Consider the following 25,802-nt stretch of genomic DNA (forward strand, 5'->3'; position numbering starts at 1 on the left):
ATGATGATATCAACAGCAGGACATTACAAAATTGATCAAACTCTAGGGGGTCTTTTACATGAATATATTACTCGTATGTGCAGCAGGCATGTCTACTAGCTTATTGGTGAGCAAGATGGAAAAAAGTGCGCAGGAACAAGGAAAAGACTATACCATTTGGGCAGTTTCAGGCGATTCTGTACAAAGTCATATTGATAAAGCGGATGTATTGCTTCTCGGCCCGCAAGTCCGTTATATGCTTCCGCAGCTGAAAAAATTAGGAGAGTCAAAGGGGGTACCAGTAGACGTCATTAATACCGTCCATTATGGCACATGCAACGGGGCGGAAGTGCTGAAATCAGCTGAACAGCTTGGACATGTGTCATAGAGAGGGGCGGGCTATGTGAATAAAGTCAATCAGATCTTAGAAGAAAAGGTCATGCCTATAGCGGGAAGAATTGCGGGGCAGCGTCATTTGCAGGCGTTGCGTGACGGTATCATCCTCACGATGCCGCTGATTATCATCGGTTCCTTTTTCCTCATCATCGGCAACCTCCCGATCCCGGGATACGCTGAGTTTATGGCAAAAACGTTTGGCAGCTCCTGGTCTGAAAAGCTGGCCTATCCAGTTGACGCCACCTTTGAAATTATGGGTCTTGTCGCCGCGTTCGGCATCGCCTACCGGCTCGCCGAGAAATACGGCGTTGATGCCTTGTCGGCCGGAGCCATTTCACTAGCGGCATTTTTGCTAGCGACACCGTATCAAGTGCCGTTTACGCCGGATGGTTCGACGAAAGAGATTATGGTCGGGGGCGGAATTCCGCTCTCGCTGATGGGAAGCAAAGGCCTGTTTGTCGCCATGATTATTGCCATGGTGTCGACAGAGATTTACCGTCTCATTATCCAGCGCAACTTGGTCTTCAAAATGCCGGATGGTGTTCCGCCGGCAGTCAGCAAGTCATTTGTCGCGTTAATCCCCGGCTTTGCCGTCATCTTTCTGATTTGGGCAGCCCGGCTGATTGTTGAAGCGACGCCGTTTGAAAGCCTTCATAATATTGTAAGCGTTTTACTGGGAACCCCGCTTTCCATTCTGGGAGGAAGCCTCGGGGGAAGCCTTGTCGCAGAAGCCGTGAAAATGCTTTTATGGGCCTGCGGCCTTCACGGCGCCAACATTGTCGGCGGCGTCATGGCACCGATTTGGTATGGCGCAATGGATGCCAACCGGATCGCATTCCAAGCCGGTGAGGAGCTTCCTAAGATTTTCACCCAGCAATTTTTCGATATCTGGGTCAATATCGGCGGAAGCGGCGCCACATTGGCGCTGGTTGTCACGATGTTCCTGCGCGCCCGAAGCAAACAAATGAAGCAGCTCGGGAAGCTTGCGATCGGCCCGGCCATCTTCAATATTAACGAACCGATTATTTTCGGAATGCCGATCGTCATGAACCCGATGCTTTTACTTCCGTTTATCATCACGCCGCTTATCACACTGACACTCACTTACATCGGAATGAGTACCGGCCTTGTCGCCAAACCGGCGGGGATCGCAGTGCCGTGGACCATGCCGCCAATCTTTTCAGGCTATTTGGCGACAGGGGGGAAAGTTTCAGGCGCGGTCATGCAAGCCATTAATATCGCCGTATCCTTTGTTGTCTACTATCCGTTCTTCAGAATGTGGGATAAACAGAAGCTGAAAGAAGAAAACGATTTGGAACTGGTCCAAACGCCTGCAGCATCAGATGACAAAGAAGCGGCTCTGTAGAGAAAGGAAGTGAATCGCGTGAATGAAAAAATGGAGCAAATCATTTTTCAAATTATCCTTCACGGAGGAAACGGAAGGAGCTCCGCAATGGAGGCCATTGCCGCTGCCAAAAGCGGTGACGCAGAAGAAGCGCGGAAAAAGCTTCAAGACGCGGCAGAAGAATTATCAAAAGCCCATCATTATCAGACAGAGCTGATCCAAAATGAAGCGGGCGGAGAAAAAACAGAAATGACGCTTCTGATGGTGCATGCACAGGATCATTTAATGAATGCAATGACAGTGAAGGATCTGGCGGCGGAGATCATTGAGTTATATGAAAAAATCACCGAGCAAAGGGGAGCAAGCATATGACAAAAGGATTAAAGATTGTAACGATTGGCGGAGGTTCAAGTTATACGCCCGAGTTAGTGGAAGGGTTGATTAAACGGTATGATGAGCTGCCTGTCCGTGAATTATGGCTCGTCGATATCCCTGAGGGCGAAGAAAAGCTGAATATTGTCGGCACGCTCGCCAAACGGATGGTTGAAAAAGCCGGCGTCCCGATCGATATTCACCTTACGCTCGACCGGAGAAAAGCGCTGAAAGACGCAGACTTTGTCACGACTCAGTTCCGTGTCGGACTTCTGCAGGCAAGAGCCAAGGATGAGCGCATCCCATTAAAATACGGCGTCATCGGCCAAGAAACGAACGGCCCGGGAGGCCTGTTTAAAGGATTGCGCACGATTCCAGTTATCCTGGAGATCGCAAAGGACATTGAAGAACTCTGCCCGAACGCGTGGCTCGTTAACTTCACAAACCCTGCCGGCATGGTGACAGAAGCTTTGCTTCGCTACTCCAACCTGAAGAAAGTCGTCGGTCTCTGTAACGTTCCAATCGGCATCAAAATGGGTGTAGCCAAAGCGCTTGATGTAGATGTGGACCGCGTAGAAGTCCAATTCGCCGGACTGAATCATATGGTGTTCGGGCTGGATGTTTTCTTGGATGGCGTAAGTGTGAAGGATCAAGTCATCGAAGCGATGGGTGACCCGAAAAACGCGATGACGATGAAAAACATCTCAGGCGCAGAGTGGGAGCCAGAATTTTTAAAAGCACTCGATATCATCCCTTGCGGCTACCACCGTTACTATTTCAAAACAAAAGAGATGCTGGAGCACGAACTGGAAGCATCACAAACGGAGGGCACCCGTGCTGAAGTTGTGCAGAAGGTTGAAAAAGAACTGTTCGAGCTCTATAAAGATCCGAACCTTGCGATCAAACCGCCGCAGCTGGAAAAACGGGGCGGTGCGTATTACAGCGATGCAGCGTGTAATTTAATCAGCTCTATTTACAATGATAAACACGACATTCAGCCGGTGAACACGATGAATAACGGGGCAATCGCCAGCATTCCAGACGATTCCGCGGTTGAAGTGAACTGCGTGATGACGAAAAACGGCCCTCAGCCAATTGCTGTCGGCGACTTGCCGGTGTCTGTCCGGGGCCTCGTTCAGCAAATCAAATCCTTTGAACGTGTCGCGGCAGAAGCGGCGGTCACAGGCGACTACCAAACAGCGCTCCTCGCCATGACGATTAACCCGCTCGTTCCGTCCGACACTGTGGCTAAACAGATTTTAGACGAAATGCTGGAGGCGCACAAAGCGTATCTGCCGCAGTTCTTTAACAAAATTGAAGCGTAAAAAAAGCCGGCCATTGAAGGCCGGCTTTTTTCTTACTTATTTGCTTTCAGTCAGCGCTGCAACTTCGGTCGTCCATCCGAATTCGTCTGCGACAGCGCCTTTTTGAATGCCTGTAATCGTGTCATATAGTTTTTTGGCGATTTCACCTGTTTCACCGTTGTTGATCGAAAGTGTTTCATCCTGCCAGATCAGCTCGCCGACTGGGGAAATAACAGCTGCTGTACCAGTTCCGAAGGCTTCTTCCAGGATGCCGTCTTTATGGGCTTGGATGACCTCATCGATCGCAATTTTCCGTTCTGAAACTTGAAGGCCCCAATGCTTAAGCAAGGCGATGACTGAATTGCGCGTAATGCCTTCCAGTATGCTTCCGTTCAGCATCGGCGTTACGATTTCACCGTTGATTTTGAAGAAGATGTTCATGCTTCCGACTTCTTCGATGTATTTCTTCTCAATGCCGTCCAGCCAGAGTACTTGAGAAAATCCTTTCTCTTCGGCTACCTGCTGAGCTTTTAAGCTTGAAGCATAGTTCCCTGCGGTTTTGGCATTTCCCGTTCCGCCTTTTACCGCACGGACAAATTCACTTTCAACAGCGATTTTGACCGGCTTGATGCCTTCTTTGTAATAAGAGCCGACCGGAGAAAGAATGATAAAGAGCTTATACGTATGAGATGCCGCAACACCGAGGAAAGGCTCGGTTGCGATGATGAACGGACGGATATAAAGGGACGTGCCCTCCGCATTCGGAATCCAGTCTTTATCGATCGCGACAAGTTGTTTTAAGCCTTCCAGAACCTGTTCTTCATCAATTTGCGGGATGCAGAGGCGGTCGTTTGATTGATTCAGACGCTCCATATTTTTTTCTGGTCTAAAAAGCAGGACATGGTCATCCTCTGACACGTAGGCCTTTAACCCTTCAAACACGGTTTGGCCGTAGTGATAGACCATTGCGGCCGGGTCCATTGGAATGGGTTGGTAAGGAATGATTCTTGGATCGTACCATCCTTTATCCGCCGCATAGTCCATTACAAACATGTGGTCTGTAAACACTCTCCCGAACGAAAGCTGATTTGGATCTGGTTTCGGTTTTTTTGTTGATGTCAATTCAACGCGAATCGTTTGTTTAGTCATGGTCAATCTCCCTGCTGTTAAATTGTTTATATTATCAAACTTATTTGAAAATAATTTATATTCTATTGTATACCTTCAACAAATATTCGCAATAGGTTTGCTCAAATTTGTAAGAAATTCATAAGAAAAAAGCAGGAGAAATTAATTCTCCTGCGTGTTCATTTGCTCGAACACTCTGTCATAATCGGCCCGAGTTGCATTTCGAAGACCTTCAACACGTTCATTTGTAATCTCTTGTTTGCCTTCCTTCAAGCCGTCCAAGAAATACTGAACATATTCTTCAGCTGAAATGCCGCGGTACGTCAGGCCTTGTTTATCGCGTGATTTTTGGTTTAAGCCCGTGTCAACCATAGGCGGTGCCATTTCAATCACTTCCACGCTCGTGTCGCGGAGCTGGTGTCTCAGCGTAAGCGAGAACGAGTGAAGCGCCGCTTTCGTTGCGCAGTACACCGGATAAACAGCTAACGGGTTAAATGCAAGCCCGGATGTGACCTGAACGATTGCTGCCTTGGGCTGCTTCATCAAATGAGGCGTGAAAAGGGCTGATAAATGGACAGGCGCTTGAAAATTAAGTTCAATTTCATCTCCGTCCACAAGAAGCTCTTCCGTCCCTTTTTTGAAGTCAATTTCCTTTTGAATGCCAGCGTTGTTGACAAGAACATTCAGGTTCGGAAATTCCTTTAAAGCCCATTCATACAATGCTTCCCGCTGCGAACGGTCTGCAACATCACATTGCTTTGTATGGATGTTTGGGAGCTGCTGCTTCGCTTCTGTAAGCCGCGCTTCGCTGCGTCCGCAAATGATAACTTCATTGCCAAGTTCCAGCAGGCGCTTGGCAAGCTCAAGCCCGATGCCAGCGGACCCCCCTGTGATTAAAATCGTATTGCCTGTCATCTTCATTGATGTACCACCTCTTACTAGTTGGCTGTGATTCCTTTACTATTTCAAATCTTAGCAGGAAATATGCAGCCGCGTCCTATGAGATGCTCAGGATGACGTGACTTTTCCGGTTTTATAAAACTCGTCAATTGCTTTATCGACATACACCCAGCCTTTCCAGCCGATGTGGATGGTATCTTTCATGAAATATGGGTCATATTCATGTCCTGAAAAATCAGCAACCTGGAAGCCCTTCGCTCTAATCTGCTTATTTACTTTTTTGTAATAATCAGTGCGGCCTTTTTTCGGGAAGCCAGTGTAGTCGTACCATTTTCCATTGACAGGGATGGTGACAAACATAGGCTCTGCACCCGCATCCTTCAGGATATCAAGCATCATTTCAAAATCGCCGTATTCCGGTGACACCGCATACGATTTTCCTTTGTTTTTCCCTTTCAGCTTAGGCACTTTCGGCTTCAGCTTTTTATAAACAGGATTGTCAATGTGAAAATCGTTAGACCCAGAGTGGCGTTTGCCTGATTGATCTGCGAGTTTATTCAATTCAGACCATGACTTATCTTTTACAGACTGAGAGATATAACGCTTTGGCCCGGATGATTCCGTCGTTGAATAATACAGGTCTTTCTTTTCGAGCATGCTGTAATATACTTTTGCGGCCGGCTTCAGCGCGTTCACTTTCCACGTCTGGCCGTTTACCATTGCTTTATACAGCTCGCAAAGAATCGCATCATTTTGTACGGCCTTAAAGCGCAGCATGCGTTTCATCATTTTCTTTTTCACATCAGGGTCGATCTGCTCGTTAAATGCCAAATCAAGCCCTTGCAGCGCAGAATAGTTCGGCGCGAAATGCTGTTCATCAGACCCGCGCTTAATAAACCATTGCGGAGACACGATGAATACGATTTTTTTGCCCTTCAGCTGATCCATATGGGCAGCGAAGTTTAAGGAATGGATCAATGACTGGGACCCGCCTTTGCCGACAAGGTATGGCGTGAACCCCTCATTGTTTACCTGAAAATAATTAGATGGGTGGAACTCGTCCAGCCGGGAAAGCTCAGAAGACCCGTAAATCGGAAGATATGCCGGATCTTTGAGCATTTGATCTTGTAAATATAGCCCTTGAAACATACTCGGGTTCAAGGCGGTTGCTGACTCTTTCACCTGCTTATCAGTGATGAAGCCTGTCAGCCATGAAGATGGAATTGCGATGGCGCCTGCGAATAGAATAAACGCCAAAATAATTGGACCGAAAAAACGCTTTTTCATTATTTCAACTCAGACAGCTGATTTACAATGTTGTTAGGCGTATTCCAAACATCCCGATCAAACTCAGTGATCGGCACTAAAATATCAAAACGGTTTTCAATCGCAAGCAGCAATTCTACTGTTCCAAAAGAATCAAGCAAACCTTCTTCAAAAATTTCAATATCAGGATTTTCCTTTACGATGTCATCCTGGCAAACCTCTGCTAAAACGTCTAATACCTCTTGTTTAAAATCCATAGCTTTCTAATCTCCTTTAATGGTGGTGATGAAATAGTTTTCCTGAGAAAATATAAAACCCGAAGCAAACGAAGTGGAACGTGATCACAATCGCAAGAATGGTTGTCCAGCGATTGGACGGAAGCCATTTGTATTTCTTATTCCACTTCTCGAAAAAGTTGTAACACGTCATCAGCACGGCGTGATAGAGGCCGTAGATGATATATTGCGGCGCGAGCCCGTGCCAAACCCCCATCAGCATAAACAGCAGGAAATACCCGATGTTTGAAACGGCCATACGGTTTTTGATCCACTTTTTCTTTGTCATCCAAAATACGAATCTCATGAACACATAATCTCTGAACCAGAATGATAGAGACATATGCCAGCGATTCCAGAAATCTTTAATATTTTTACTGATAAACGGTTTATTAAAGTTTTCCGGTGATTTAATGCCCATAATATAGCTGACCCCGACGGCAAACATCGTGTAGCCGGCGAAATCAAAGAATAAATACATGCTGTAGCCGTACATGTACAGCAGGTTCCCAAGAATCTTATTGTGCGTGATCGCGGGAAGATTCATGATGAAGTACGTATTGATTGCATAGCCGATAATAAACTTGTACAGGAAACCGATAAAGATCTTATGAATCCCTGTATACAATAGGTCGGCGTATTCTTCTTTCGTCCAAGCCTTCTGTTCATCCTTGACGAATCGGCGGTATCTGTCGATCGGACCGGAGGAAATCGTCGGGAAAAACAGGATGAAATACAGCAGGCGGTGCAGCGGCAGCTGTTCTTTCAGCAGGCCGTCTCTTGCTTCCATAATCAGCTGAACGCCTTTAAAGGTTAAATACGAAATCCCTAAAAAGCTGATCAGGTTATCTGGCGGATGATGCGGCTGCGGGTGTGAAAGGAACGGCCATATTTTTGACAGAAATAAAGGCAGAATCGAAGCGATAACAGCTCCGCAAAAGACAAAGCCGCTGTTCGCTTTCTGCCGGTACGCCAGATAGCCGCTGATCAAAAGCACCTGCCATATCGTAAACAGACACAGTGCGATGACCCCGTGTAAGTCGTGCGAAAAAATTAAAGCCAATATAATGATAGATATGAACATGTTGTATGCTTGAAATCTTTTTCCGTTCAGGCCGAGAATGATCGTCGGCAGAAGAAGAATGCCAAGCAGTATAAAGAATAAAAACGAGCTGTAAGGCGTCATACAAGAACCTCTTCGCCGATGCGTTTCCGGTCGATTTTGCCGTTAGCCGTCATTTGGATGTGATCCTGATAAATGAATTTTCTCGGGATCATATACGCCGGAAGGGAAGCGGCAAGCTCTTTTTTAATAGCGCTTGTCAGCTGGAATTCCTTCTCGAACTCATGCTCCTCAGGCACAATAGCAGCGATCAGGTACTCAACTGTTCCGTTTGGCTGATAAGGAATCACGACAGCAGAGCGAACGTACTGTGACTGTCTGACATGGAACTCGATTTCCTCCAGCTCCATTCGATAGCCGTGAAGTTTAATCTGAAAATCCAAACGTCCTTGGCAGAAAATCTGACCGTCTTGAATAAAGCCGGCATCGCCAGTTCGGTATGCCCACTGGCCTTCATGAGAGAAAAACGCTTTTTCCGTCAGCTCTGGCTCACCAAGGTAGCCTCGGCTTACACTCGGCCCTGCAATGACGATTTCTCCTTTTTCTCCATCAGGAAGCGGCTGTCCCTGTTCATCCATAATGAAAATGTTCATATCTGGTTTGGCGAAGCCCACTGGAAGCGATTCGCTGCGGCTGATGACGTCATCCGTAATTTCAACCGATGTGACAGCCACTGTCGCTTCAGTCGGACCGTACGTATTAAAGATTTTTGCTTTCGGAAAACGCTCAAGCAGCGCTTTTGCAACAGAAACCGGAAGAACCTCTCCGCAAAACATAAATGTGTCCGCTTCAGGCAGCAGGTCCTGTGAAAAACCCGGGTCCATCAGGCACATCTGCACAAAGGAAGGTGTTGATGTCCACACATTCAGCCCGGACTTTTTCAGCTCTTCGAATAAGATTTTCGGCTTATTCACCGCATCCTTTGTCACGCAGTGTAAAGTCCCGCCTGATTGAAGGCACGGATAAAGATCCATGACTGATAAATCAAATGAAAACGGCGCTTGATTTAAAAATGTTTTTCCTCCGTTGACTGGAAAGTCTGCACAAATCCAGTCTGTAAAGCTTTGAAGATTCGCAGCGGAAATCTGCACGCCTTTCGGATTTCCTGTGCTTCCGGAAGTGTAAATGATATAAAACGTTTCGTGTTCTTTGACCCATTGATCTTGGCTGACAGAGCCGCCTTCGTTTTCCAGCAGTTCTTCCGCAGAAACTGTCTGAATCTGCTGGCCGACTGCATCAATTGAGAGTCCTGCTGCATGGATCAGCAATTCTGCTCCAGAGCTTTCGATAATTTTCGCAATCCGTTCGGACGGAATAGACAGGTCAACCGGAATATAAGGATGTCCCGCTTTGACACTTCCCAAGAAGGAAACGATCATGTGCGGCTCCATGTGGCCGTACACAAGGATAGGAGATTTCTTTTCCCCAGAAATGCGTTTTTGGATCGCGGCAGCCGCGCGGTCAGACTGCTCCCATAATTCCTGATACGTGAGCGACTGGCCTTGAGAGCGGAAGGCATCGGTTTGCGGATAAGTTTCCGCATGTGTTTGAATAGCATGTAAAAGTTTCATAGTTATTCTCTCTCCAATTAGAAATCGTTATAAATATATGAACCGGTATTCGCGGTGTGAAAACCATACATAAAAAACAAAACAAGCAGTATCATCAAATAAAAGCCTGTATGACATGTCCACTTGACAGCGGGTTTTTCATACAACTGTTTCATTAATTGCAGCATATCAAAAATTCCCTTCCCGTTTTTTCGACAATCACATGATTATTTGACGATCAGATGCTCAAAAAGTTTCATTTTTTCCCTAATCTCCCTCAAATTAATATATCGGCGTATGTTTTTGAAAATGAATCTTTATACCTGCAAGGGCAAGAATGGAATGTTTCGAGCTGATTCATAATAAAGGAAAAGATACCTGGAGTCAAAAGATCTTTTTAACTTTTAAAAAGTGTAATGTACTTAAAAAAATTTTTCTGTACCTGTTCGTTCAAGTGAAAGCAGAAACCTAATGAAATCAGGGCGAGAAGCGTATAATAAGAAAGAAAACGCCTTCTTGCGGTATCTTGTGAAATAAGGGAGAAGTCATTATGATAGATAAGGAAGCAAAAGGAGTCTTTATCAAGCTGCCGGCTGAAAAAAAGTAAGCCTTTTAATAGAAAGGAAGAGGAAGATGAACCAAACAAATAAGGGTGAGGGTCAGACAGCGCCGCAAAAAGAAAGCATGGGGCAGATCCTTTGGCAGTTAACCCGTCCTCATACGTTAACCGCATCGTTTGTGCCTGTGCTGCTCGGAACCGTTTTGGCGATGTTTTATGTGAAGGTTGATCTGCTGCTGTTTTTGGCTATGCTGTTTTCTTGCCTATGGATCCAGATCGCGACGAACTTATTTAATGAATACTATGATTTTAAACGCGGATTAGATACAGCAGAATCAGTCGGAATCGGAGGTGCGATTGTACGCCACGGAATGAAGCCTAAAACGATTTTGCAATTAGCTCTGGCCTCATACGGGATTGCCATTTTGCTCGGTGTCTATATTTGTGCGAGCAGCAGCTGGTGGCTTGCGCTGATCGGCCTTGTCGGCATGGCGATCGGCTACCTGTATACAGGCGGGCCGCTGCCGATTGCGTACACGCCGTTCGGTGAATTATTCTCAGGCATTTGCATGGGTTCGGTGTTTGTGCTGATTTCGTTTTTCATTCAGACAGATAAGATCAATATGCAGAGCATTTTGATTTCCATCCCGATTGCGATTCTTGTCGGCGCAATTAACCTGTCGAACAACATTCGTGATATTGAAGAGGACAAAAAAGGCGGACGCAAAACATTGGCGATTTTGATGGGGCATAAGGGAGCTGTTACTCTGTTAGCTGCGTCGTTTGCCGTCGCTTATATCTGGGTTGTCGGCTTGGTTATTACCGGTGCCGCAAGCCCATGGCTGTTTGTCGTCTTTTTAAGCGTGCCTAAGCCGGTTCAGGCAGTGAAGGGCTTCGTCCAAAAAGAAATGCCGATGAATATGATTGTCGCAATGAAATCAACAGCCCAAACAAATACATTTTTCGGATTCCTGCTCTCGATCGGTTTATTGATCAGCTATTTCCGATAAAAAGAAAGACCGCTTATTTCTTGCGGTCTTTTTTTGTTACATTCGACCGCATTTTGTAAAAAAATTCATAAAACCATGCTGCAGGCAGGCACGTCTAGTACATGGACAGCGGATAAAGATCCGTTAAAGGAGATGACGAAAATGGATTTATCTGTAACACATATGGACGATTTAAAAACAGTAATGGAAGATTGGAAAAATGAATTATTAGTTTATAAATTTGCGCTCGATGCCTTGGATACAAAGTTCTCAATTATCAGCCAGGAATATAACCTCATTCACGGACACAACCCGATTGAACATACGAAATCCCGTGTCAAAAGCTTTGAAAGCATCGTGAATAAGTTAATGAGAAAGGGCTGCGAAATTACGACGAAGGAAATGAAGGAGCACATCAATGACATTGCCGGTGTGCGTATCATTTGTTCCTTTATTTCTGATATTTATAATGTCGTTAACGTGCTAAAGCAGCATGAAGATTTGAGAATTGTAAAAGTGAAGGATTATATCCAGACGCCAAAACCGAACGGCTACCGAAGTCTGCATTTAATCATTGAGATGCCTGTGAATTTAACGAACCGTGTGGAATACGTCAAAGCAGAAATTCAAATCCGGACGATCGCGATGGATTTCTGGGCGAGCCTTGAACATAAAATTTACTATAAATTGAACAATGACGTTCCTAAGCAATTAACAGATGAGCTGAAAGAAGCGGCGGAGATTGCCCATTATCTAGATGAGAAAATGCTGGGGATTAAGAAAGAAGTGGATTAAAAAAAGACGGCAGCAATGCGCCGTCTTTTTTATTTGGTATCTTCATAAATGTCGGAGGCTTTGGCCTTCATTTGTTTCTTAATGGCTTTCGGTTTCTTCTCTTTTTTCACAGCTTGATAGACAGCGGCGGTTATAAGATCACCGGCTTGCTGGAGGCGTTCTTTGCTGATATGTTCGATCGAGTCTTCAGGGGTGTGGTACCACGGCTCAACTTCTTCTGTTTCTGGGTCTCCCCAAATAAAGTTGGCGGAATCAATGCCGGCTTCGTGGAACGGCACATGATCAGATGATCCTCCCTGTGTGAGAGACAGGCTGTCAAACCCAATTTTTTCAGCGGCCGTATGGCTGGATTCCCAAACATAGTTAGATTGGCCGTCCAATGTGTTGACATACAGCTCAGACGCATTCTCCCAGCTTGTGCCTACCATGTCTAAGTTAAAGTTCACTTCGCTTCGTTTCAGCTCTTTAGCCGATAGGTGATCTACATAATGAGAGGAGCCGAGCAGGCCGAGCTCTTCAGCGCCGAAAGCGATAAAGCGGATTTCTTTGTCAGAAGGAATGCTTTTTAAGACGCGCGCCATTTCCAGCATGACAGAGGTTCCTGAGCCGTTGTCATTTGCTCCGGGCGAAAAAGGAACACTGTCGTAATGGGCCGTCACGTACACAATGTCTGGATGTTTGATGTTCTTTGGTTTTTTGATTCCGATGATGTTCTGGGAGGTTTGGTTTGTGATTGCGTTTAGTTTTAAAGTTGCTTCTTTTTGCTGAGTAAGGGTTTCACCGTCTTCTTTCTTAATTCCGACGACAGGAACGCCGACTTTATTTCCCGACAGGTTTGGCGTCACAGGCACGAGGCTTTCTTTGTTGTTATAAATGATGACAGCCTTGGCTCCGGCGGCTTCGGCATTTTTGGCTTTCTCGTAAAATGTAAGATCTCCTCTGGAAATCAAGGCAATTTTGCCCTTAACGTCAGCGGTGAAGTCCTCTGGATAGCCCAAGCCGGCATTGTAAAGCGGAGCCGTCAGCCCTTGTTCTTCAGTCGGGGCAGAGCCGGATGCCGCTCGGAGAAGAATATCGCGTCCTGCTGAAGACAGCGTTCCCTCAAGCCGGTCAGGGATACCGAAACGTTGAACCTTCACATCAAGTTTTAATTTTCTCAAGGATGAAGCGATTAACAGGGCACTCTTTTTTTCAGCGGCAGTTCCGGCTATTCTGGGACCGATTGTTTCACTAAGCTGAGAAATGGTTGAATACGCACGCTTTGCTTTGAATGGGAGCTCTCGCTCGCTATCTGATATTTGAACAGCGCGCGCGGCAGGGGTGACGCTCTGTGCCGGCATGATGATCGTGCCAGCAGTTAAAACGGCCATCGTCATTACAGTCAAAAGCTTTTTCATCAGAATTAAACCTCCCCTAAATGTATGGATGGGGAATATTTCGGGATGCTAAAAGAATTTCCTGCAAAAGGGAGAGCGTTTTTGAAAAGACAGTGCTTTATACCTGCAAAAAAACGCTTATGAAAGACAGGTCATAAGCGCTTCGGGATATCAGACTATTGGAGTTTTAAAAACTTGCGTTTGCCGACTTGGATGATCATATTTTCCTTTATCACTGCATCAGCGTGGATATCTGTTATTTTCTCTCCGTTAATTCGGACACCTCCGTTTTGAATCATGCGGCGCGCCTCGCTCTTCGAAGAGAGGAGCTCTAGCTTGACGAGCAGATCAATAATCGCTATCGTTTTCTCGCCTTTCCAGTTCACAGCCGGAATATCCTCTGGCAGGCTGTTTTCCTGAAAGACTGTTTTAAATGAGTGTTCGGCAGTTTCAGCGGCTTCCGATCCGTGATACATTCGGACGAGCGTTTTGGCTAAAAGCATTTTGGCATCCCGTGGATGAACAGCGCCGGTTTCTAAGTCTTTCACGAGCTGTTTTTTCTCTTCAAGCTCTAAGTCTGTTGCCAAGTGGATGTATTTTTTCATCAGGCTGTCGGGCAGTGACATCGTTTTCCCGTACATGTCGTTTGGATGTTCGTCAATGCCGATGTAGTTATGTTTCGATTTCGACATTTTCTCAACACCGTCCAAGCCTTCTAATAGCGGCATCAGGATGACGATTTGTTTTTCTTTGTTGTACCGTTCTTGGAAGTGCCGTCCCATCAGTACATTGAAATGCTGGTCTGTTCCGCCAAGTTCAATATCGCTTTCCAGAACGACGGAATCGTATCCCTGCATCAATGGGTAAAAGAATTCATGAAGCGAGATCGGTTTTTGCATAGCGATGCGTTCTTCAAAGTCGTCGCGCTCCATCAGGCGGGCTACGGTTATTTTGCCTGCCAATTCAATGACATCCTCCAGATTCAATGTTTTCAGCCATTTCGAGTTGTAGTGTAGCTCGACTTTTTCAGGATCCAGCACTTTTCCGAATTGCTGAAAATATGTTTTGGCGTTGTGCTGAACTTCTTCATCAGTCAGCTGCTTTCTGGCTGCTGACTTTCCGGTCGGATCACCGATTTTTCCTGTGAAATCCCCAATTAACAGCTGGACTATGTGGCCGTTTTCTTGAAATTGGCGAAGCTTGTTTAACACAACCGTATGGCCCAAATGTACATCCGGTGCAGACGGATCTAATCCGAGCTTAATTTTAAGCGGTGTGCCTGTCGAAATCGATTTAACGAGCTTCGCCCTTAATTCCTCCGGCGGTATGACTTCTTGGGCGCCTGTCATGTATAGCTGTAGCTGTCTTTCGACTTCTTTTTGCTGTGCTGCTGTGAGCTGTTCAAATGTTTTCATCTTTCTTCCTCCTTTTTTAAAAACACAAAAAAGAGCCCATCCCGATAAGGGACGTGGCTCAATGCACGCGGTACCACCCTGGTTGAAGACATCGTCTTCCGCTCATTCGAATAACGGTTTCCCGTTCTTTGCTACTAAGGTTCACAAAGAAAGCTTGGGGAGGTAATTCACGTTTGCCTGTGCGCCGGCTCGCACCTACCGCCGGCTCTCTGAAACAGGGAGACAAACCGCTACTGGATTCCCGTCAAAGCTTATGTTGTATGAAGATTGTCAGCTACCTTTCTAAGCAGCTCTGTCAGTGTTTTCTGTTCGTCTTTCGTCATCCCCGCAATGAGTTCTGTTTCCCCTTTGTGAAACTCCGGATAAAGCTCTTCTATCGCTTGTTTGCCGAAATCGGTGATGGAGACAAACACGAGTCGTCGATCTCTTGTGTCGATGCTTTTACGGCAAAAACTCTTTTTTTCGAGCGTTTTGATCACGTTGCTTGCTGTAGCTGTTGAAATGTCTGACAGCTCAGCAGCTTTTCTCGTTTCGAGTGCTCCCCATACCCATAGATCATAAAGGATGGAGAAAGCTGTCCAAGAAAGGCCATAGGAAGAAAGAACCTTAGTCTCCATTTTGATACGGAGCTTTTGCGCAGATCGATACAGATTCGTCGCAATCGATATGGCTTCGAGGTTGAGTGACTCGATGGGCATTTGTTTAAGCTTAGAAAGTGTGTCGTGTTCTTCTTTCCGAAGCTGTTGATGTTGATAGGAACGTTTCACTATTTATGCCTGCCTTAAATTATCAGAATCATTAGCTATGAAATGAATTGTAACAGAGTCTGATATTAAGTTCAAGTCATTTTAATTAGATATTTAGCAAACAAAAAAGTGGAAAAAAAGGATTTATTGTAAGTATATCTTTTAGCATCTATAAAATGCTGGAGTGGCTCTTTTAAATATTTGAAAGGGGGCAAGCCCTTTCTTTGACTTTATTTTTTAACTGCGGATCCCGTGGCAAATTCATTATTTAGGTAAGAACATACAAGCCGGCTAACTGCGTAAGCACTTTCTATAGCGCCGTCAATAAATCCTGCCCAGCCGTTGGCATAACTTGAACCTCCAATAAATATACCTTCCTCAGGCTCCTGAAGAGCAGACAAATAAGATGTTAGCTGTCCTTTCTTCTTCATGGTCCACGTCTCTCCAGAAAATGGGTCGTTAACCCAATTATGTCCGCAGGACTCAAGCACTTTAATGTCAGGCAAAAGGTGTCGAAGTGCAGATTCAACCTCAGTTCGATTATTCGGATCAAGCTTTTCAGCATCAGCCCCAAAACCGACAATAATCCCGTCAGCTCCTTGAACATATTCAAATTGGGCATAATGAATAGGATACCGTGAAGGGGCAAAAGCTGCAAAAGGTTCGGTAACTCCTTTTATTTTCGCCCAAAACTTAACTCCTTTGCTGCTTTGTTTTTCAGTACAAGCCATCGTTTTTTCTGCGGAAAGCGGAGGTGAGAACGTAATGCTGTTTAAAATGTTAACCGGGAGCGTATTAATTACGGCTTTTGCAGTATATTCATCACCTGCATATGTTATAGCTTTGTAACCGCTATCAATTTTATTGACTCGTTTTACTGGGGAGGAAAATAGGATATCTGTTTTGGCATCGTTGAAAATACATTCAATCAGTGTTTTTGTCCCTTTTGTCAGTTTATAGCTGGAACAGATGTCCATCATCAGTTTCCAATTATAATCTGACAACGCTGCCCAGTGGAGCGCTTGTGAAAATCCCGCTTCATCCAGAGGGCTGTTGAAATTCAAGGACCACATGCTGTCCATCATATCATGCTCTTCGTCTGATAGTTGTAACTCAGCAAGTTTTTCTTTCAATGTACTCTGATCAATGTCGTGAATCTCTTCTGAGGATAAAGGGATGTATGGAAGCGGAAAGCAACGGCGCGCGGGCTCTAAAAGTCTCTGGTTGGGCCCATCTATTTTTAAAAAAAATTCGTCTGGTTTCCCTTCATGTCGTTTGCCGTCCGCAATCCAATACAGCGTATTAGGAACAGGTGATGGAACAACGTCTAAACCGTATCTTCCAATTTCAGCCCAAACGTATGGTTGAAACCAATGGACCCAGGTTCCGCCCATTTCTAAATCAATTCCTAAACGTCTATCATGCCATGTGCGTCCACCTAAACGATCTCTTGCTTCCAAGATAAGCGTGCGAAAACCCTTATGGCTAAGTTCTCTAGCAGCTGTTACCCCTGTAAACCCTGCTCCGATAATGATAACGTCATACTGTTCTTGTCTTTTACTCAATGTGTTTTTGCCTCCTCTTCATGATAAATTGTTCAATTTGCGGAGCTGATAGTATAAAACTTTATAAATGGTGCGGTTGTCTTCCAAGTAGCGGAAAATCCATCTGAACCAGAAAACATATCGCCTTTTTTCAATTGAATGACTTCACCATCAGGCGTATACAATTCAGCGCTACCTTGTAAGACATAGAATGTTTCATTGCCATGTATCAAAAATGGCATGCCGTCTGGATGTTCTTCAGGTGAATGCTTCCATAAGCCGGACACTGTCCCTGTTTCGATATCAGTTCTTAGTACGTGAGCTTGTCCAAGTTCCATTCCTTCCACCACAAAAGGCTCCCATTTCGTTTCTTCCATATTTGAAATAAATACTTCGACTTGTTTTGAGTTCATGGTCTTCTGGTATGAGATAGACATTTTTTTCCTCCTTATTTAGGTCTGTAATTTTATCTTTATTAAAATATATCATGTATCGTAGAAAAGAATGCATATGCATTTTCTTGTCTTTTTATACAAAATAAATATATAAAAACTTTGCCATTTGCGCGATTAATAATCATCCGCCAAGTGTCGAGCCCATTGTATATTTTTTTAAGATCTAAAACCTATGTTATTTGTATTATTCAAAGCGAATCGTATATGATAAATTCATTTTTGTAAACGCTTTCAAAAAATAGAGGAGGGCTATGTTGTGAACCAAAGGAGACTGTTGACTGAGGATTACAAAACATTGATGCGTGCCAGAATGCGTTTTAACATTTCAGTTGCATTGTTTGCTCTGGCCTTTGCGCTGTTGCTTCCATTGCTTGCTTTTTATACTGATGTTTTAACTATTCAGGTATTTGGAGCCATTTCACTTGGATGGGTCTTCTTTTATGGCCAGTTTGTCCTGACTTGGCTGATCTGTTTCATGTACATCAGAAAGGCAAGGCAGTTTGACAGTATGGCGGAAGCGATAAGAAGTAGGGGTGAACATTTATGAATGTGTCGGTTATTTTAATGTTTACAGCAATACTGTTGTTATCATTATGGGTGACTTATTTTGCTTCAAAACGAACGAGTGGCGCAAAAAGCTTTTATACGGCTGGGGGCGGGCTCAGCGGATGGCAAAATGGCTTAGCCATTTCTGGAGATTTTATGTCAGCCTCGTCATTTTTAGGGTTAATTGGAGCGGTTTCCCTTATCGGGTTTGACGGAATATTTTTGGTGTATGGGGCACTTGTCTCTTATGTGATTGTGATGCTCCTTGTGGCGGAACCTCTCCGCAACTTAGGCACCTATACACTTGCTGACATGATAGATGTTCGTTTTAAGAGGAAACAAGTGCGAGGGGTGACAGCCTTTAATACGCTTTCAATTTCTATATTTTATATGATCGCTCAACTGGTGGCGGCAGGCACTTTATTTAGATTGCTGCTGAATGTTCCCTACGAACTGTCGGTAGGGGCGGTCGGGGTTATTATGCTGATGTTTGTCATCTTTGGAGGAATGACTGCAACGAGTATGGTTCAAATGATAAAAGCCGTACTGCTTTTTACAGGAACATTTATTATCTTTTTGCTTGTATTGGGAAAATTTGATTTTAATGTGATGGCGATTTTTGAGGAGATGAAGAGCGCCACATCATTAAAAGAGGCGTATTTACATCCAGGTGTAAAATATGGGAATGGACTTGATGCTATTTCACTTACTTTGGGGCTTGTACTGGGAACGGCTGGATTACCGCATTTGCTTATTCGCTTTTTAACTGTTCCTGATGCACAAACGGCACGAAAATCGGTGGTATATTCGGCCTGGATTATCGGATTGTTTTATCTCATGACCATTATACTCGGCTTTGGAGCAGCTAAATTTGTAGGGGAAAAAGCCATTAAAGCTGCTAACGGCGCCGGCAACATGGCGGCTCCGCTGCTGGCTGACTTTTTAGGCGGAGATCTTTTATTTTCTTTTATCGCCGCTGTGGCCTTTGCGACTATCTTGGCGGTGGTGGCAGGTATTGTAATGTCAGGCGCAACCGCGTTTTCACATGACTTTTATAATGAAATTGTAAAAGACGGAAAAGCGACAGAGCAACAGCAGGTAAGAATGGCGCGGGCTGCGTCTGTCGGAATTACGGTTATGGCCATTTTGATTGCGTTATTTGTTCAGTCTATGAACGTCGCATTTCTTTCCTCGTTGGCGTTAACCGTTGCTGCCAGCTCTAACTTCCCTGTCATTTTGTTTACCCTTTTTTGGAAAACATTTAACCATATTGGCGCTATTACTGGAATGCTGACGGGACTGCTCTCGACGATTGTTCTGGTAATGCTGAGCCCAAGTGTGTGGGATCCTGTGCCTGGCGCGGCTATTTTTACGGGAGAGGCGCTGTTCCCGCTGACATCCCCGGGAATTATCTCCATACCGCTTGGATTTTTAGGTTGCTATGTGGGGACCGTCTTGAGCCGCACTAGAGGAGTTAAGGGAAATTTTGATGATATTGTTGTGAAATCCATGATTGGAGAAAGCCATCTTCAGACGAAAACCGAAGGAGTGAAGGACGATGTTTACATTTAACATCTCGAGCAAGATTTATTTTGGCAGCGGAGTATCAAAAGATACGGGACGGATTGCGGCTGATCTAGGAATGGAAAAGGTATTATGTGTATATGACCCTGGGATCAAAGCGGCAGGAATTGCGGATGATATTATGTCAAGCCTAGAAGCTTCCGGCCTGACATGCTCGGAGTACGGCGGTGTCATTCCCAATCCAGATGAAGCATCAATTGAAGAAGCTGCTGAGGCGGCAAGAAGCACACAGGTTGACGGAATTGTTGCTGTAGGAGGGGGAAGCAGTATAGATACGGCAAAGGCCGTTAATATATTGCTGACAAACCCTTCGCCGATTCGTCAATATGAAGGCTCTGATCTCGTTTTTCATAACACAAAGCCCTTGATTGCTATTCCAACAACGGCCGGCACAGCAAGTGAAGCCACAGACTTCACTGTTGTGACCGATCTTGCGCGCAAGAAAAAAATGGTCATACATGGAAAAAACTGCAGTGCGGATATTGCCTTATTAGACCCAGTGCTGACTAAAAAGCTTCCGCCTAATGTGACAGCATTTACAGGTATGGATGCTCTTACTCATGCAATAGAGGCTTTTTTGTCTAAGGCCTCATCTCCGATTTCTGACCACAATGCTTTAAAAGGGATCAGTCTCATTTATCAGAATCTTGAGCAGGCAGTGAAAAACGGAAACGAAGTGGAAGTGAGGAGCAACATGCTGTTGGGAAGCTTGTTTGCCGGGTTTGCTTTTAATTCGGCAGTTCTCGGTTTAGTCCATGCGATCGCACACCCTTTGAGCGCGCATTGCGGCCTGCCTCATGGTTTGGCAAATGCGGCAGTGCTTCCCTATGTCATGAGCTATAACGCAGGCGACGCATCGGTTCGAAAGAAATATCGGCAAATCGCCGCTTCAATGGGTATAGAAACAGCACAAGATTCAGATGAAGAAGCAGCATGCAGAGTGATTAAAGCTGTGGCTGAGCTTTGCAAGAAAGTAAAAATCCCGCCTTTGCGTGAGACTGGCGTAGCAAAGGAGGACTTTGAAACGATTGCGATAGATGCGTTAAATGAACACAGCATTCAATTCAATCCAAGAAAAGCGAATGTTCAAGATGTGATGGCTATTTTGAAGCAGGCATATTAGAGAGACCGAGGAAGCATGACATCTTCCTCGGTAAACGTATGTAAAAAATGACGGGCGTTTTTGGAAAGATAGCGATCTTTCAGCCAAATGACGACTGTTTCTGTATAAATATCGGCATCGGAAATGGGAACAGCTTTCACACCGGTAAGCGGCAATGCTGTCAGAGCGGATTGGGGAAGCAATGCCGCACCTACCCCCGCCCGCACAAGAGACAGAACCATAGCGGCGTCAGGTGTCCGGCACACGACTTCAGGTATAAGGCCTTTCTGCTTAAACTCATTCATGACTAAACTGTAAAGACCCGCTCCCTTCATCGTACTCAGCATAATGAGCGGCAGCCGCGCGGCTTCTTCCATGGAAATGCCATGTTCATAGTGCCATCGATCAGGTATCACAGCAACAAAACAGTCTGAGTGAAGAGGTAAATGGGAGAAAAGGTCGAGATTGAAGGGCAGCCTTATAATCGCTAATTCAATTGTTCTGTTTTTCAACTCCTCTGCCAAAGTAAAAGTATCACCTTCTTTAATCGTAAAACTAACACGGGGATAATACTTTCGAAAATAGCTGATTCGTTCAGGAATAAGAGAAAAGCTGGTCTTGACTGAGCCAATTGCAAGGTTGCCTTTCAAGCCGTTACCAATCTCTTTAACTTCTTTTTTAGTTTCTTCGAGATAGATTAATAAATCCTTCGCTTTTTGATACAGCACCTCGCCTGCTTGGGTCAGTTCCAAAGATCGGCCGTTTCTGTCGATCAGCTTAACGCCGAGTTCTTCCTCCAGTAATTTCAGCTGCTGGCTGAGCGGCGGCTGAGCCATGTGCAGTTTTTTAGCCGCTTTTGTGATCTGTTTTTCCTCTGCAATGACAGAAAAATATCGGAGCTGTCTTACGTCCATCAACATCACCCTTTCACATATATATGTTTTTCATATAGAAAAGCAACTTTTTCAATATTTTTCATATGGGAATCTACATGATACATTGATGACAAGGCATTCACTTCAGAATTATTTATATATTCTGAATTGTAAACACTTACATTTGTAAAGTAAAGGAGATTATCACAATGAAGAACTATGAAGAAAGCAAACAAAAATTAAGAGGTTCTATTGCACCAATTGTAACACCTTTTCAAACGGATGGTTCTGTTGACTTCAACAAACTGGAAGAATTAATTCATTGGCATATTGAAAGCGGAAGCCACGGTATTTCAGTCACCGGAACGACAGGTGAGCCAAGCTCGCTGACAATTGAAGAACGAGTGAAGGTAATGGAACATGCATGCCAAGCAGTAAACGGAAGGGTTCCTTTTGTTCCTGGAACGGGTTCAACGAATCATAAAGAAGCCCTTTATTTAACGAAAAAGGCAGAAGAGATGGGTGCTGATGCTGCCCTTGTTATTGTCCCTTATTACAATAAACCGTCTCAGCACGCTTTGTATAAACACTTCAAGGCTATTGCAGATTCTGTGCAAATTCCAATTATCGTTTATAACATCCCTGGCAGAACAGCCGTGAACCTTGAAGTAGGAACGCTGGCAAAATTACATCGCGATTGTCCGAATATTATCGGCGCTAAGGAATCTAATAAAGATTTTGAACATATTAACCGCGTGCTTAAAGAATGCGGGCGAGATTTTCTCTTATATTCCGGAATTGAGTTGCTTTGTTATCCAATGCTTGCGATTGGCGGAGCCGGCCACATATCGGCCACCGCAAATGTCGCGCCAAAACAGGTCGCTGATGTCTACAATGCTTGGGCTGAAGGTGATGTCAAACGGGCGCAAGATCTTCACTATGATCTGATGGAGCTAAACGATGTGCTCTTTAAAGATACAAACCCGGCTCCTTTAAAAGCGGCGCTCGGCATGATGAACAAAATAGAGCCAGTCCTGCGTCTCCCAATGGATCTCCCTTCAGAAGAACTGCAAGCGGAAATTAAGTCTGTATTGCAAAAGTATGTCAATCTATCTGATGTCACAGCCGTAAAGTGAAAATGTTGAAAGGTGGGATAAGATGAAACAATATCAATACACAGCGCAAGCTAGGAAAGGACATCAAACAGCAGATGATATCAAACTATACATCAATGGGGAATTTGCAGAAGCAAATGATGGAGAGACATTTGAAAATATCAATCCCTTTACAAATGAAGTGATAAACAGAGTCGCTTCCGGAAAAGAAGCGGATATTCAAAATGCGGTTGCGGCTGCAAGGGAAGCATTTGTTTCCGGTCCATGGGGATCAATGAAACTTGCGGAACGTATGGCGTATATCAACCGCATTGCGGATGTCATCGACGAAGAAATTGAAGAAATAGCTGTGCTGGAAGCGCTTGATACCGGGCTGCCAATCAGCCAGACCAAAAAAATGACGGCACGAGCTGCTGAGAATTTCCGCTTTTATGCACGGATGGTGCAGACAAAGCTGCACGGAGAGGCTTACCCGGTTGATGGAGAGTTCCTTAACTACACAGTATATCAACCTCTCGGAGTAGTGGGTCTGATTACGCCGTGGAACGCGCCTTTCATGCTGGAAACATGGAAGGTGGCCCCGGCACTGGCTACTGGCAATACAGTCGTCTTAAAACCGGCTGAACTATCACCGCTGACCGCCAATAAATTAGCTCAGGTCATTCATAAAGCAGGCTTGCCAAAAGGTGTATTCAATATTGTTCATGGGTTCGGTGAAACGGCGGGCGCATCTCTTGTAGCGCATCCTGATGTCGAAGCAGTTTCCTTTACGGGTGAAACAACAACAGGATCAATCATTATCAAAAATGCCGCTGATACGTTAAAGAAAACATCAATGGAGCTGGGCGGGAAGTCACCGCTGATTGTGTTTGACGACGCTGATGTGGAACGGGCGCTGGACGCCGCTGTATGGGGAATCTTTTCATTCAATGGAGAGCGCTGCACCGCGAATTCCCGTGTTTTTCTTCATAAGGCCATAAAAGATGACTTCATTCAAGCATTGAAAGAACGCGTGAACAACATTGTCATCGGGGATCCGATGGATGCGGCTACACAGCTTGGCCCGCTGATTGGCAAAGAACATTATGAGAAAGTCGCATCATATATCAAACTGGCACAGGAAGAAGGATGTGAAGTTGTGCAAGGAGAGATTCCTGTTGATTGTCAATCAGGCTATTTTATCCCGCCGACTCTGCTCCTGAATGCGAATAATAACATGCAAATTGCACAGGAAGAAATTTTCGGGCCTGTCATGACTGTGATTGAATTTGAAACGGAAGAAGAAGTAATTGAAATGGCCAATGATATCAAATACGGACTCGCAGGCTATGTATGGACCAATGATATCAAAAAAGGCCACCGGGTCGCTCAAGCTGTTGATGCGGGCATGTTATGGGTGAATGCCCAAAACGTCCGCGATCTTAGAATTCCTTTCGGCGGCACAAAAGCAAGCGGAATCGGCAGAGAGGGCGGACATTATGCCATCTTTGAATTTTATACAGAGCCTAAAGTCATCCATGTCTCCATAAGTGATCATCACATTCCGCAATTCGGAAAGAAACAATCATAAGGAGGAAACCTGCATGCCCGCAAAAACAGGAAAAGAGTATATTGAACGCTTAAAAAAAGCGAAAAACAACATCTATCTGCACGGAGAAAAAGTCGAGGATGTCACTGAGCATCCCGGCTTAAAAGGAGTCGTCAAGTCAATGGCTTCTTTATACGATCTCCAATACGAAAAGCCAGAGAAAATGCTTTATACATCACCAAGCACCGGAAAAAAAGTCGGAATGACTTTTCTTCAGCCAAAAACGATAGAGGATTTACAAAAGAGGCGAGGAGCGATTCAGGAATGGGCCCGGATGACAGGCGGAATGATGGGACGATCGCCGGATTACTTAAATGCCGAAGTGATGGCAATGGGGATAGCGAATGACTTATTTGCCGAGGGAGACAAACGGTTTGCTGAAAATGCATACAACTACTATGAATTCGCGCGTGAACATGACATTAGCCTCACGCATACTCTGATTCACCCTCAAGTGAACCGCTCCAAAGCGCAGCATGAACAAAAAGACGCAAACGTTGCGCTTCACCTTGTCGAGAAACGAGAAGATGGAATCATTGTGGATGGTATCCGTCTGTTAGCGACACAAGGGGGAATTACGGACGAAATACTAGTGTTTCCTTCGACGGTTAAAAAAGCGGGTGAGGAGGATGATCCGTATTCTCTTGCATTCGCGATTCCGAACAATACAGAGGGCTTAAAGTTCATTAGCCGTGAGTCTTTCGATTACGGCAAAAACAGTTGGGATCATCCGCTGTCCTCAAGGTTTGAAGAAGGTGATGCCATTGTTTCGTTCGAAAACGTATTTGTTCCGTGGGAGCGTGTCTTCGTCTGTGGAAACTCTTCCGTCTGCAACCGAACGTTCAGAGAAACAAATGCCGTCATCCATATGTCGCATCAGGTGGTTTCTAAAAACATTGTAAAAACAGAATTTTTACTTGGTGTCGCGCTCCGTATGATGGATGCCATCGGTATTGATGGATTTCAACATGTCAAAGACAAAGGCACTGAGATTATGCTTGTGCTGGAAACAATGCGCTCACACCTTTTCCGGGCGGAACAAAACGCGAAACTGGATAAATGGGGAACAATGACACCTGATTACGATGCTCTTGATGCGGCAAGAACATGGTACCCGCGTATTTATCCTCGGCTTGTAGAAATTTTACGCGTACTAGGGGCTTCTGGACTGATGGGAATCCCGACTGAGGCTGATTTCCAAAACGAAGAAATTGGAGAACTCATTCATCGGGGCCTTCAAGGGAAAAACATCGAGGGGTATGAACGTGTTCAGCTTTTCAGGCTTGCATGGGATATGACGATGAGTGCTTTTGGCAGCAGGCAGATGCATTATGAATATTATTTCTTCGGAGATCCGGTCAGGATGGGGATGTCTTATTTCGATCAATACGATAAGGAAACGTATACAGGTTACGTTGATGAGTTTCTAAAGAAAGCCAAAGCTGACGCAGTACATTACACAGAAGTATAGGGGG

General features: G+C 45.0%; 26 protein-coding genes and 1 other annotated feature. Of the genes, 13 read left to right on the forward strand and 13 right to left on the reverse strand.

The window, feature by feature from the left end; genetic code table 11:
* Nucleotides 1-58: 58 nt before the first annotated feature.
* From licB to licH, 4 genes are read left to right on the forward strand one after another with little or no spacing between them, the layout of a single operon-like run.
* Nucleotides 59-367 carry a PTS lichenan transporter subunit IIB gene (licB, locus tag AC0C66_RS09500; protein ID WP_014115658.1) on the forward strand — a complete coding sequence of 103 codons (309 nt, stop codon included), beginning with the start codon at nt 59-61 and terminating at the stop codon, nt 365-367.
* Between the two features lie 15 nt (nt 368-382).
* Nucleotides 383-1,741 (forward strand): PTS lichenan transporter subunit IIC, encoded by a 1,359-nt coding sequence (gene licC, locus AC0C66_RS09505; protein ID WP_014115657.1) that lies wholly within the window; start codon nt 383-385, stop codon nt 1,739-1,741.
* An 18-nt stretch (nt 1,742-1,759) separates the two neighbouring features.
* Nucleotides 1,760-2,092 carry a PTS lichenan transporter subunit IIA gene (gene licA / locus AC0C66_RS09510; protein ID WP_003218748.1) on the forward strand — a complete coding sequence of 111 codons (333 nt, stop codon included), beginning with the start codon at nt 1,760-1,762 and terminating at the stop codon, nt 2,090-2,092.
* Nucleotides 2,089-3,417: a 6-phospho-beta-glucosidase LicH gene (licH, locus tag AC0C66_RS09515; protein WP_014115656.1), complete on the forward strand. Its 1,329-nt coding sequence runs from the start codon at nt 2,089-2,091 to the stop codon at nt 3,415-3,417. Before licA ends, licH begins: the two co-directional genes overlap by 4 nt.
* Nucleotides 3,418-3,453: 36 nt before the next feature.
* Here the strand turns inward: licH and AC0C66_RS09520 are convergent, their stop codons facing one another.
* From AC0C66_RS09520 to AC0C66_RS09550, 7 genes are all read right to left on the reverse strand, one after another.
* Nucleotides 3,454-4,545 carry a branched-chain amino acid aminotransferase gene (locus tag AC0C66_RS09520; RefSeq protein ID WP_014115655.1) on the reverse strand — a complete coding sequence of 364 codons (1,092 nt, stop codon included), beginning with the start codon at nt 4,543-4,545 and terminating at the stop codon, nt 3,454-3,456.
* A gap of 141 nt (nt 4,546-4,686) precedes the next feature.
* Nucleotides 4,687-5,445: an SDR family oxidoreductase gene (locus AC0C66_RS09525; protein ID WP_472973547.1), complete on the reverse strand. Its 759-nt coding sequence runs from the start codon at nt 5,443-5,445 to the stop codon at nt 4,687-4,689.
* Nucleotides 5,446-5,532: 87 nt separating this feature from the next.
* Nucleotides 5,533-6,711: a D-alanyl-lipoteichoic acid biosynthesis protein DltD gene (gene dltD / locus AC0C66_RS09530; RefSeq protein WP_472973548.1), complete on the reverse strand. Its 1,179-nt coding sequence runs from the start codon at nt 6,709-6,711 to the stop codon at nt 5,533-5,535.
* A complete protein-coding gene (gene dltC / locus AC0C66_RS09535) occupies nt 6,711-6,947 on the reverse strand; it encodes a D-alanine--poly(phosphoribitol) ligase subunit DltC (protein WP_003227325.1) in 237 nt (78 codons plus the stop codon). The genes dltD and dltC overlap by 1 nt, the downstream gene beginning before the upstream one ends.
* Before the next feature lie 16 nt (nt 6,948-6,963).
* Complete coding sequence (gene dltB / locus AC0C66_RS09540; RefSeq protein WP_014115652.1) at nt 6,964-8,151, reverse strand: D-alanyl-lipoteichoic acid biosynthesis protein DltB; 1,188 nt, start codon at nt 8,149-8,151, stop codon at nt 6,964-6,966.
* On the reverse strand, nt 8,148-9,659 hold the full coding sequence (gene dltA, locus AC0C66_RS09545) for a D-alanine--poly(phosphoribitol) ligase subunit DltA (RefSeq protein ID WP_472973549.1): 1,512 nt from the start codon (nt 9,657-9,659) through the stop codon (nt 8,148-8,150). The genes dltB and dltA overlap by 4 nt, the downstream gene beginning before the upstream one ends.
* Before the next feature lie 17 nt (nt 9,660-9,676).
* Nucleotides 9,677-9,826 carry a teichoic acid D-Ala incorporation-associated protein DltX gene (locus tag AC0C66_RS09550; protein WP_003227330.1) on the reverse strand — a complete coding sequence of 50 codons (150 nt, stop codon included), beginning with the start codon at nt 9,824-9,826 and terminating at the stop codon, nt 9,677-9,679.
* 149 nt (nt 9,827-9,975) lie between these two features.
* Here AC0C66_RS09550 and AC0C66_RS09555 point away from each other — a divergent pair, with 149 nt between their 5' ends.
* The 3 genes from AC0C66_RS09555 (at nt 9,976) to ywaC (ending at nt 11,981) form a co-directional block, all read left to right on the forward strand.
* A complete protein-coding gene (locus tag AC0C66_RS09555; protein ID WP_003227332.1) occupies nt 9,976-10,110 on the forward strand; it encodes a hypothetical protein in 135 nt (44 codons plus the stop codon).
* Between the two features lie 161 nt (nt 10,111-10,271).
* Entirely contained in the window at nt 10,272-11,207 is a 936-nt protein-coding gene (locus AC0C66_RS09560; protein WP_017697250.1) for a 1,4-dihydroxy-2-naphthoate polyprenyltransferase, read from the forward strand.
* A gap of 141 nt (nt 11,208-11,348) precedes the next feature.
* Nucleotides 11,349-11,981: a GTP pyrophosphokinase YwaC gene (ywaC, locus tag AC0C66_RS09565; protein ID WP_003222250.1), complete on the forward strand. Its 633-nt coding sequence runs from the start codon at nt 11,349-11,351 to the stop codon at nt 11,979-11,981.
* Between the two features lie 29 nt (nt 11,982-12,010).
* Here ywaC and AC0C66_RS09570 read toward each other — a convergent pair whose 3' ends face one another.
* From AC0C66_RS09570 to AC0C66_RS09590, 5 genes are all read right to left on the reverse strand, one after another.
* A complete protein-coding gene (locus AC0C66_RS09570) occupies nt 12,011-13,378 on the reverse strand; it encodes a M28 family metallopeptidase (RefSeq protein ID WP_327816423.1) in 1,368 nt (455 codons plus the stop codon).
* Between the two features lie 155 nt (nt 13,379-13,533).
* Complete coding sequence (gene tyrS / locus AC0C66_RS09575) at nt 13,534-14,772, reverse strand: tyrosine--tRNA ligase (RefSeq protein ID WP_472973550.1); 1,239 nt, start codon at nt 14,770-14,772, stop codon at nt 13,534-13,536.
* A gap of 44 nt (nt 14,773-14,816) precedes the next feature.
* Nucleotides 14,817-15,029, reverse strand: a binding site (T-box leader).
* Nucleotides 15,024-15,539, reverse strand: coding sequence for a MarR family transcriptional regulator (locus AC0C66_RS09580; RefSeq protein WP_472973551.1), 516 nt, complete (start codon nt 15,537-15,539; stop codon nt 15,024-15,026). Its footprint overlaps the feature before it by 6 nt.
* Before the next feature lie 209 nt (nt 15,540-15,748).
* The gene (locus AC0C66_RS09585; RefSeq protein WP_472962339.1) at nt 15,749-17,083 is read right to left on the reverse strand and encodes a flavin monoamine oxidase family protein; all 1,335 of its coding nucleotides are present in this window, start codon (nt 17,081-17,083) and stop codon (nt 15,749-15,751) included.
* A 32-nt stretch (nt 17,084-17,115) separates the two neighbouring features.
* The gene (locus tag AC0C66_RS09590) at nt 17,116-17,499 is read right to left on the reverse strand and encodes a cupin domain-containing protein (protein WP_072182093.1); all 384 of its coding nucleotides are present in this window, start codon (nt 17,497-17,499) and stop codon (nt 17,116-17,118) included.
* A gap of 274 nt (nt 17,500-17,773) precedes the next feature.
* Here AC0C66_RS09590 and AC0C66_RS09595 point away from each other — a divergent pair, with 274 nt between their 5' ends.
* Genes AC0C66_RS09595 through AC0C66_RS09605 form a run of 3 tightly spaced genes read left to right on the forward strand, consistent with a single transcriptional unit; the run spans nt 17,774 to nt 20,770 of the window.
* Nucleotides 17,774-18,064, forward strand: a complete 291-nt coding sequence (locus AC0C66_RS09595) for a DUF485 domain-containing protein (RefSeq protein ID WP_077670910.1) — start codon at nt 17,774-17,776, stop codon at nt 18,062-18,064.
* Nucleotides 18,061-19,635 carry a solute symporter family protein gene (locus AC0C66_RS09600; protein WP_472962337.1) on the forward strand — a complete coding sequence of 525 codons (1,575 nt, stop codon included), beginning with the start codon at nt 18,061-18,063 and terminating at the stop codon, nt 19,633-19,635. The genes AC0C66_RS09595 and AC0C66_RS09600 overlap by 4 nt, the downstream gene beginning before the upstream one ends.
* Nucleotides 19,622-20,770: an iron-containing alcohol dehydrogenase gene (locus AC0C66_RS09605; protein WP_472962336.1), complete on the forward strand. Its 1,149-nt coding sequence runs from the start codon at nt 19,622-19,624 to the stop codon at nt 20,768-20,770. The genes AC0C66_RS09600 and AC0C66_RS09605 overlap by 14 nt, the downstream gene beginning before the upstream one ends.
* Here AC0C66_RS09605 and AC0C66_RS09610 read toward each other — a convergent pair.
* A complete protein-coding gene (locus AC0C66_RS09610) occupies nt 20,767-21,663 on the reverse strand; it encodes a LysR family transcriptional regulator (RefSeq protein ID WP_072182097.1) in 897 nt (298 codons plus the stop codon). The two genes, AC0C66_RS09605 and AC0C66_RS09610, sit on opposite strands and share 4 nt — an antisense overlap.
* 170 nt (nt 21,664-21,833) lie before the next feature.
* Here AC0C66_RS09610 and hpaI point away from each other — a divergent pair, with 170 nt between their 5' ends.
* Genes hpaI through hpaB form a run of 3 tightly spaced genes read left to right on the forward strand, consistent with a single transcriptional unit; the run spans nt 21,834 to nt 25,798 of the window.
* Nucleotides 21,834-22,760 (forward strand): 2,4-dihydroxyhept-2-ene-1,7-dioic acid aldolase, encoded by a 927-nt coding sequence (hpaI, locus tag AC0C66_RS09615; RefSeq protein ID WP_063093909.1) that lies wholly within the window; start codon nt 21,834-21,836, stop codon nt 22,758-22,760.
* Nucleotides 22,761-22,782: 22 nt separating this feature from the next.
* On the forward strand, nt 22,783-24,309 hold the full coding sequence (gene hpaE, locus AC0C66_RS09620; RefSeq protein ID WP_472962334.1) for a 5-carboxymethyl-2-hydroxymuconate semialdehyde dehydrogenase: 1,527 nt from the start codon (nt 22,783-22,785) through the stop codon (nt 24,307-24,309).
* Nucleotides 24,310-24,322: 13 nt separating this feature from the next.
* Nucleotides 24,323-25,798, forward strand: a complete 1,476-nt coding sequence (hpaB, locus tag AC0C66_RS09625; protein ID WP_072182099.1) for a 4-hydroxyphenylacetate 3-monooxygenase, oxygenase component — start codon at nt 24,323-24,325, stop codon at nt 25,796-25,798.
* Nucleotides 25,799-25,802 lie beyond the last annotated feature (4 nt).

This window comes from Bacillus sp. VA13 (genome assembly GCF_055710085.1).

Coding starts and splice junctions, on each gene's coding strand:
- licB (WP_014115658.1), top strand. CDS start 59: ATGAATATATTACTCGTATGTGCAGCAGGCATGTCTACTAGCTTATTG.
- licH (WP_014115656.1), top strand. CDS start 2,089: ATGACAAAAGGATTAAAGATTGTAACGATTGGCGGAGGTTCAAGTTAT.
- AC0C66_RS09520 (WP_014115655.1), bottom strand. CDS start 4,545: ATGACTAAACAAACGATTCGCGTTGAATTGACATCAACAAAAAAACCG.
- AC0C66_RS09525 (WP_472973547.1), bottom strand. CDS start 5,445: ATGAAGATGACAGGCAATACGATTTTAATCACAGGGGGGTCCGCTGGC.
- dltD (WP_472973548.1), bottom strand. CDS start 6,711: ATGAAAAAGCGTTTTTTCGGTCCAATTATTTTGGCGTTTATTCTATTC.
- dltC (WP_003227325.1), bottom strand. CDS start 6,947: ATGGATTTTAAACAAGAGGTATTAGACGTTTTAGCAGAGGTTTGCCAG.
- dltB (WP_014115652.1), bottom strand. CDS start 8,151: ATGACGCCTTACAGCTCGTTTTTATTCTTTATACTGCTTGGCATTCTT.
- dltA (WP_472973549.1), bottom strand. CDS start 9,659: ATGAAACTTTTACATGCTATTCAAACACATGCGGAAACTTATCCGCAA.
- AC0C66_RS09550 (WP_003227330.1), bottom strand. CDS start 9,826: ATGCTGCAATTAATGAAACAGTTGTATGAAAAACCCGCTGTCAAGTGG.
- AC0C66_RS09555 (WP_003227332.1), top strand. CDS start 9,976: ATGGAATGTTTCGAGCTGATTCATAATAAAGGAAAAGATACCTGGAGT.
- AC0C66_RS09560 (WP_017697250.1), top strand. CDS start 10,272: ATGAACCAAACAAATAAGGGTGAGGGTCAGACAGCGCCGCAAAAAGAA.
- ywaC (WP_003222250.1), top strand. CDS start 11,349: ATGGATTTATCTGTAACACATATGGACGATTTAAAAACAGTAATGGAA.
- AC0C66_RS09570 (WP_327816423.1), bottom strand. CDS start 13,378: ATGAAAAAGCTTTTGACTGTAATGACGATGGCCGTTTTAACTGCTGGC.
- tyrS (WP_472973550.1), bottom strand. CDS start 14,772: ATGAAAACATTTGAACAGCTCACAGCAGCACAGCAAAAAGAAGTCGAA.
- AC0C66_RS09590 (WP_072182093.1), bottom strand. CDS start 17,499: ATGTCTATCTCATACCAGAAGACCATGAACTCAAAACAAGTCGAAGTA.
- AC0C66_RS09600 (WP_472962337.1), top strand. CDS start 18,061: ATGAATGTGTCGGTTATTTTAATGTTTACAGCAATACTGTTGTTATCA.
- AC0C66_RS09605 (WP_472962336.1), top strand. CDS start 19,622: ATGTTTACATTTAACATCTCGAGCAAGATTTATTTTGGCAGCGGAGTA.
- AC0C66_RS09610 (WP_072182097.1), bottom strand. CDS start 21,663: ATGGACGTAAGACAGCTCCGATATTTTTCTGTCATTGCAGAGGAAAAA.
- hpaI (WP_063093909.1), top strand. CDS start 21,834: ATGAAGAACTATGAAGAAAGCAAACAAAAATTAAGAGGTTCTATTGCA.
- hpaE (WP_472962334.1), top strand. CDS start 22,783: ATGAAACAATATCAATACACAGCGCAAGCTAGGAAAGGACATCAAACA.
- hpaB (WP_072182099.1), top strand. CDS start 24,323: ATGCCCGCAAAAACAGGAAAAGAGTATATTGAACGCTTAAAAAAAGCG.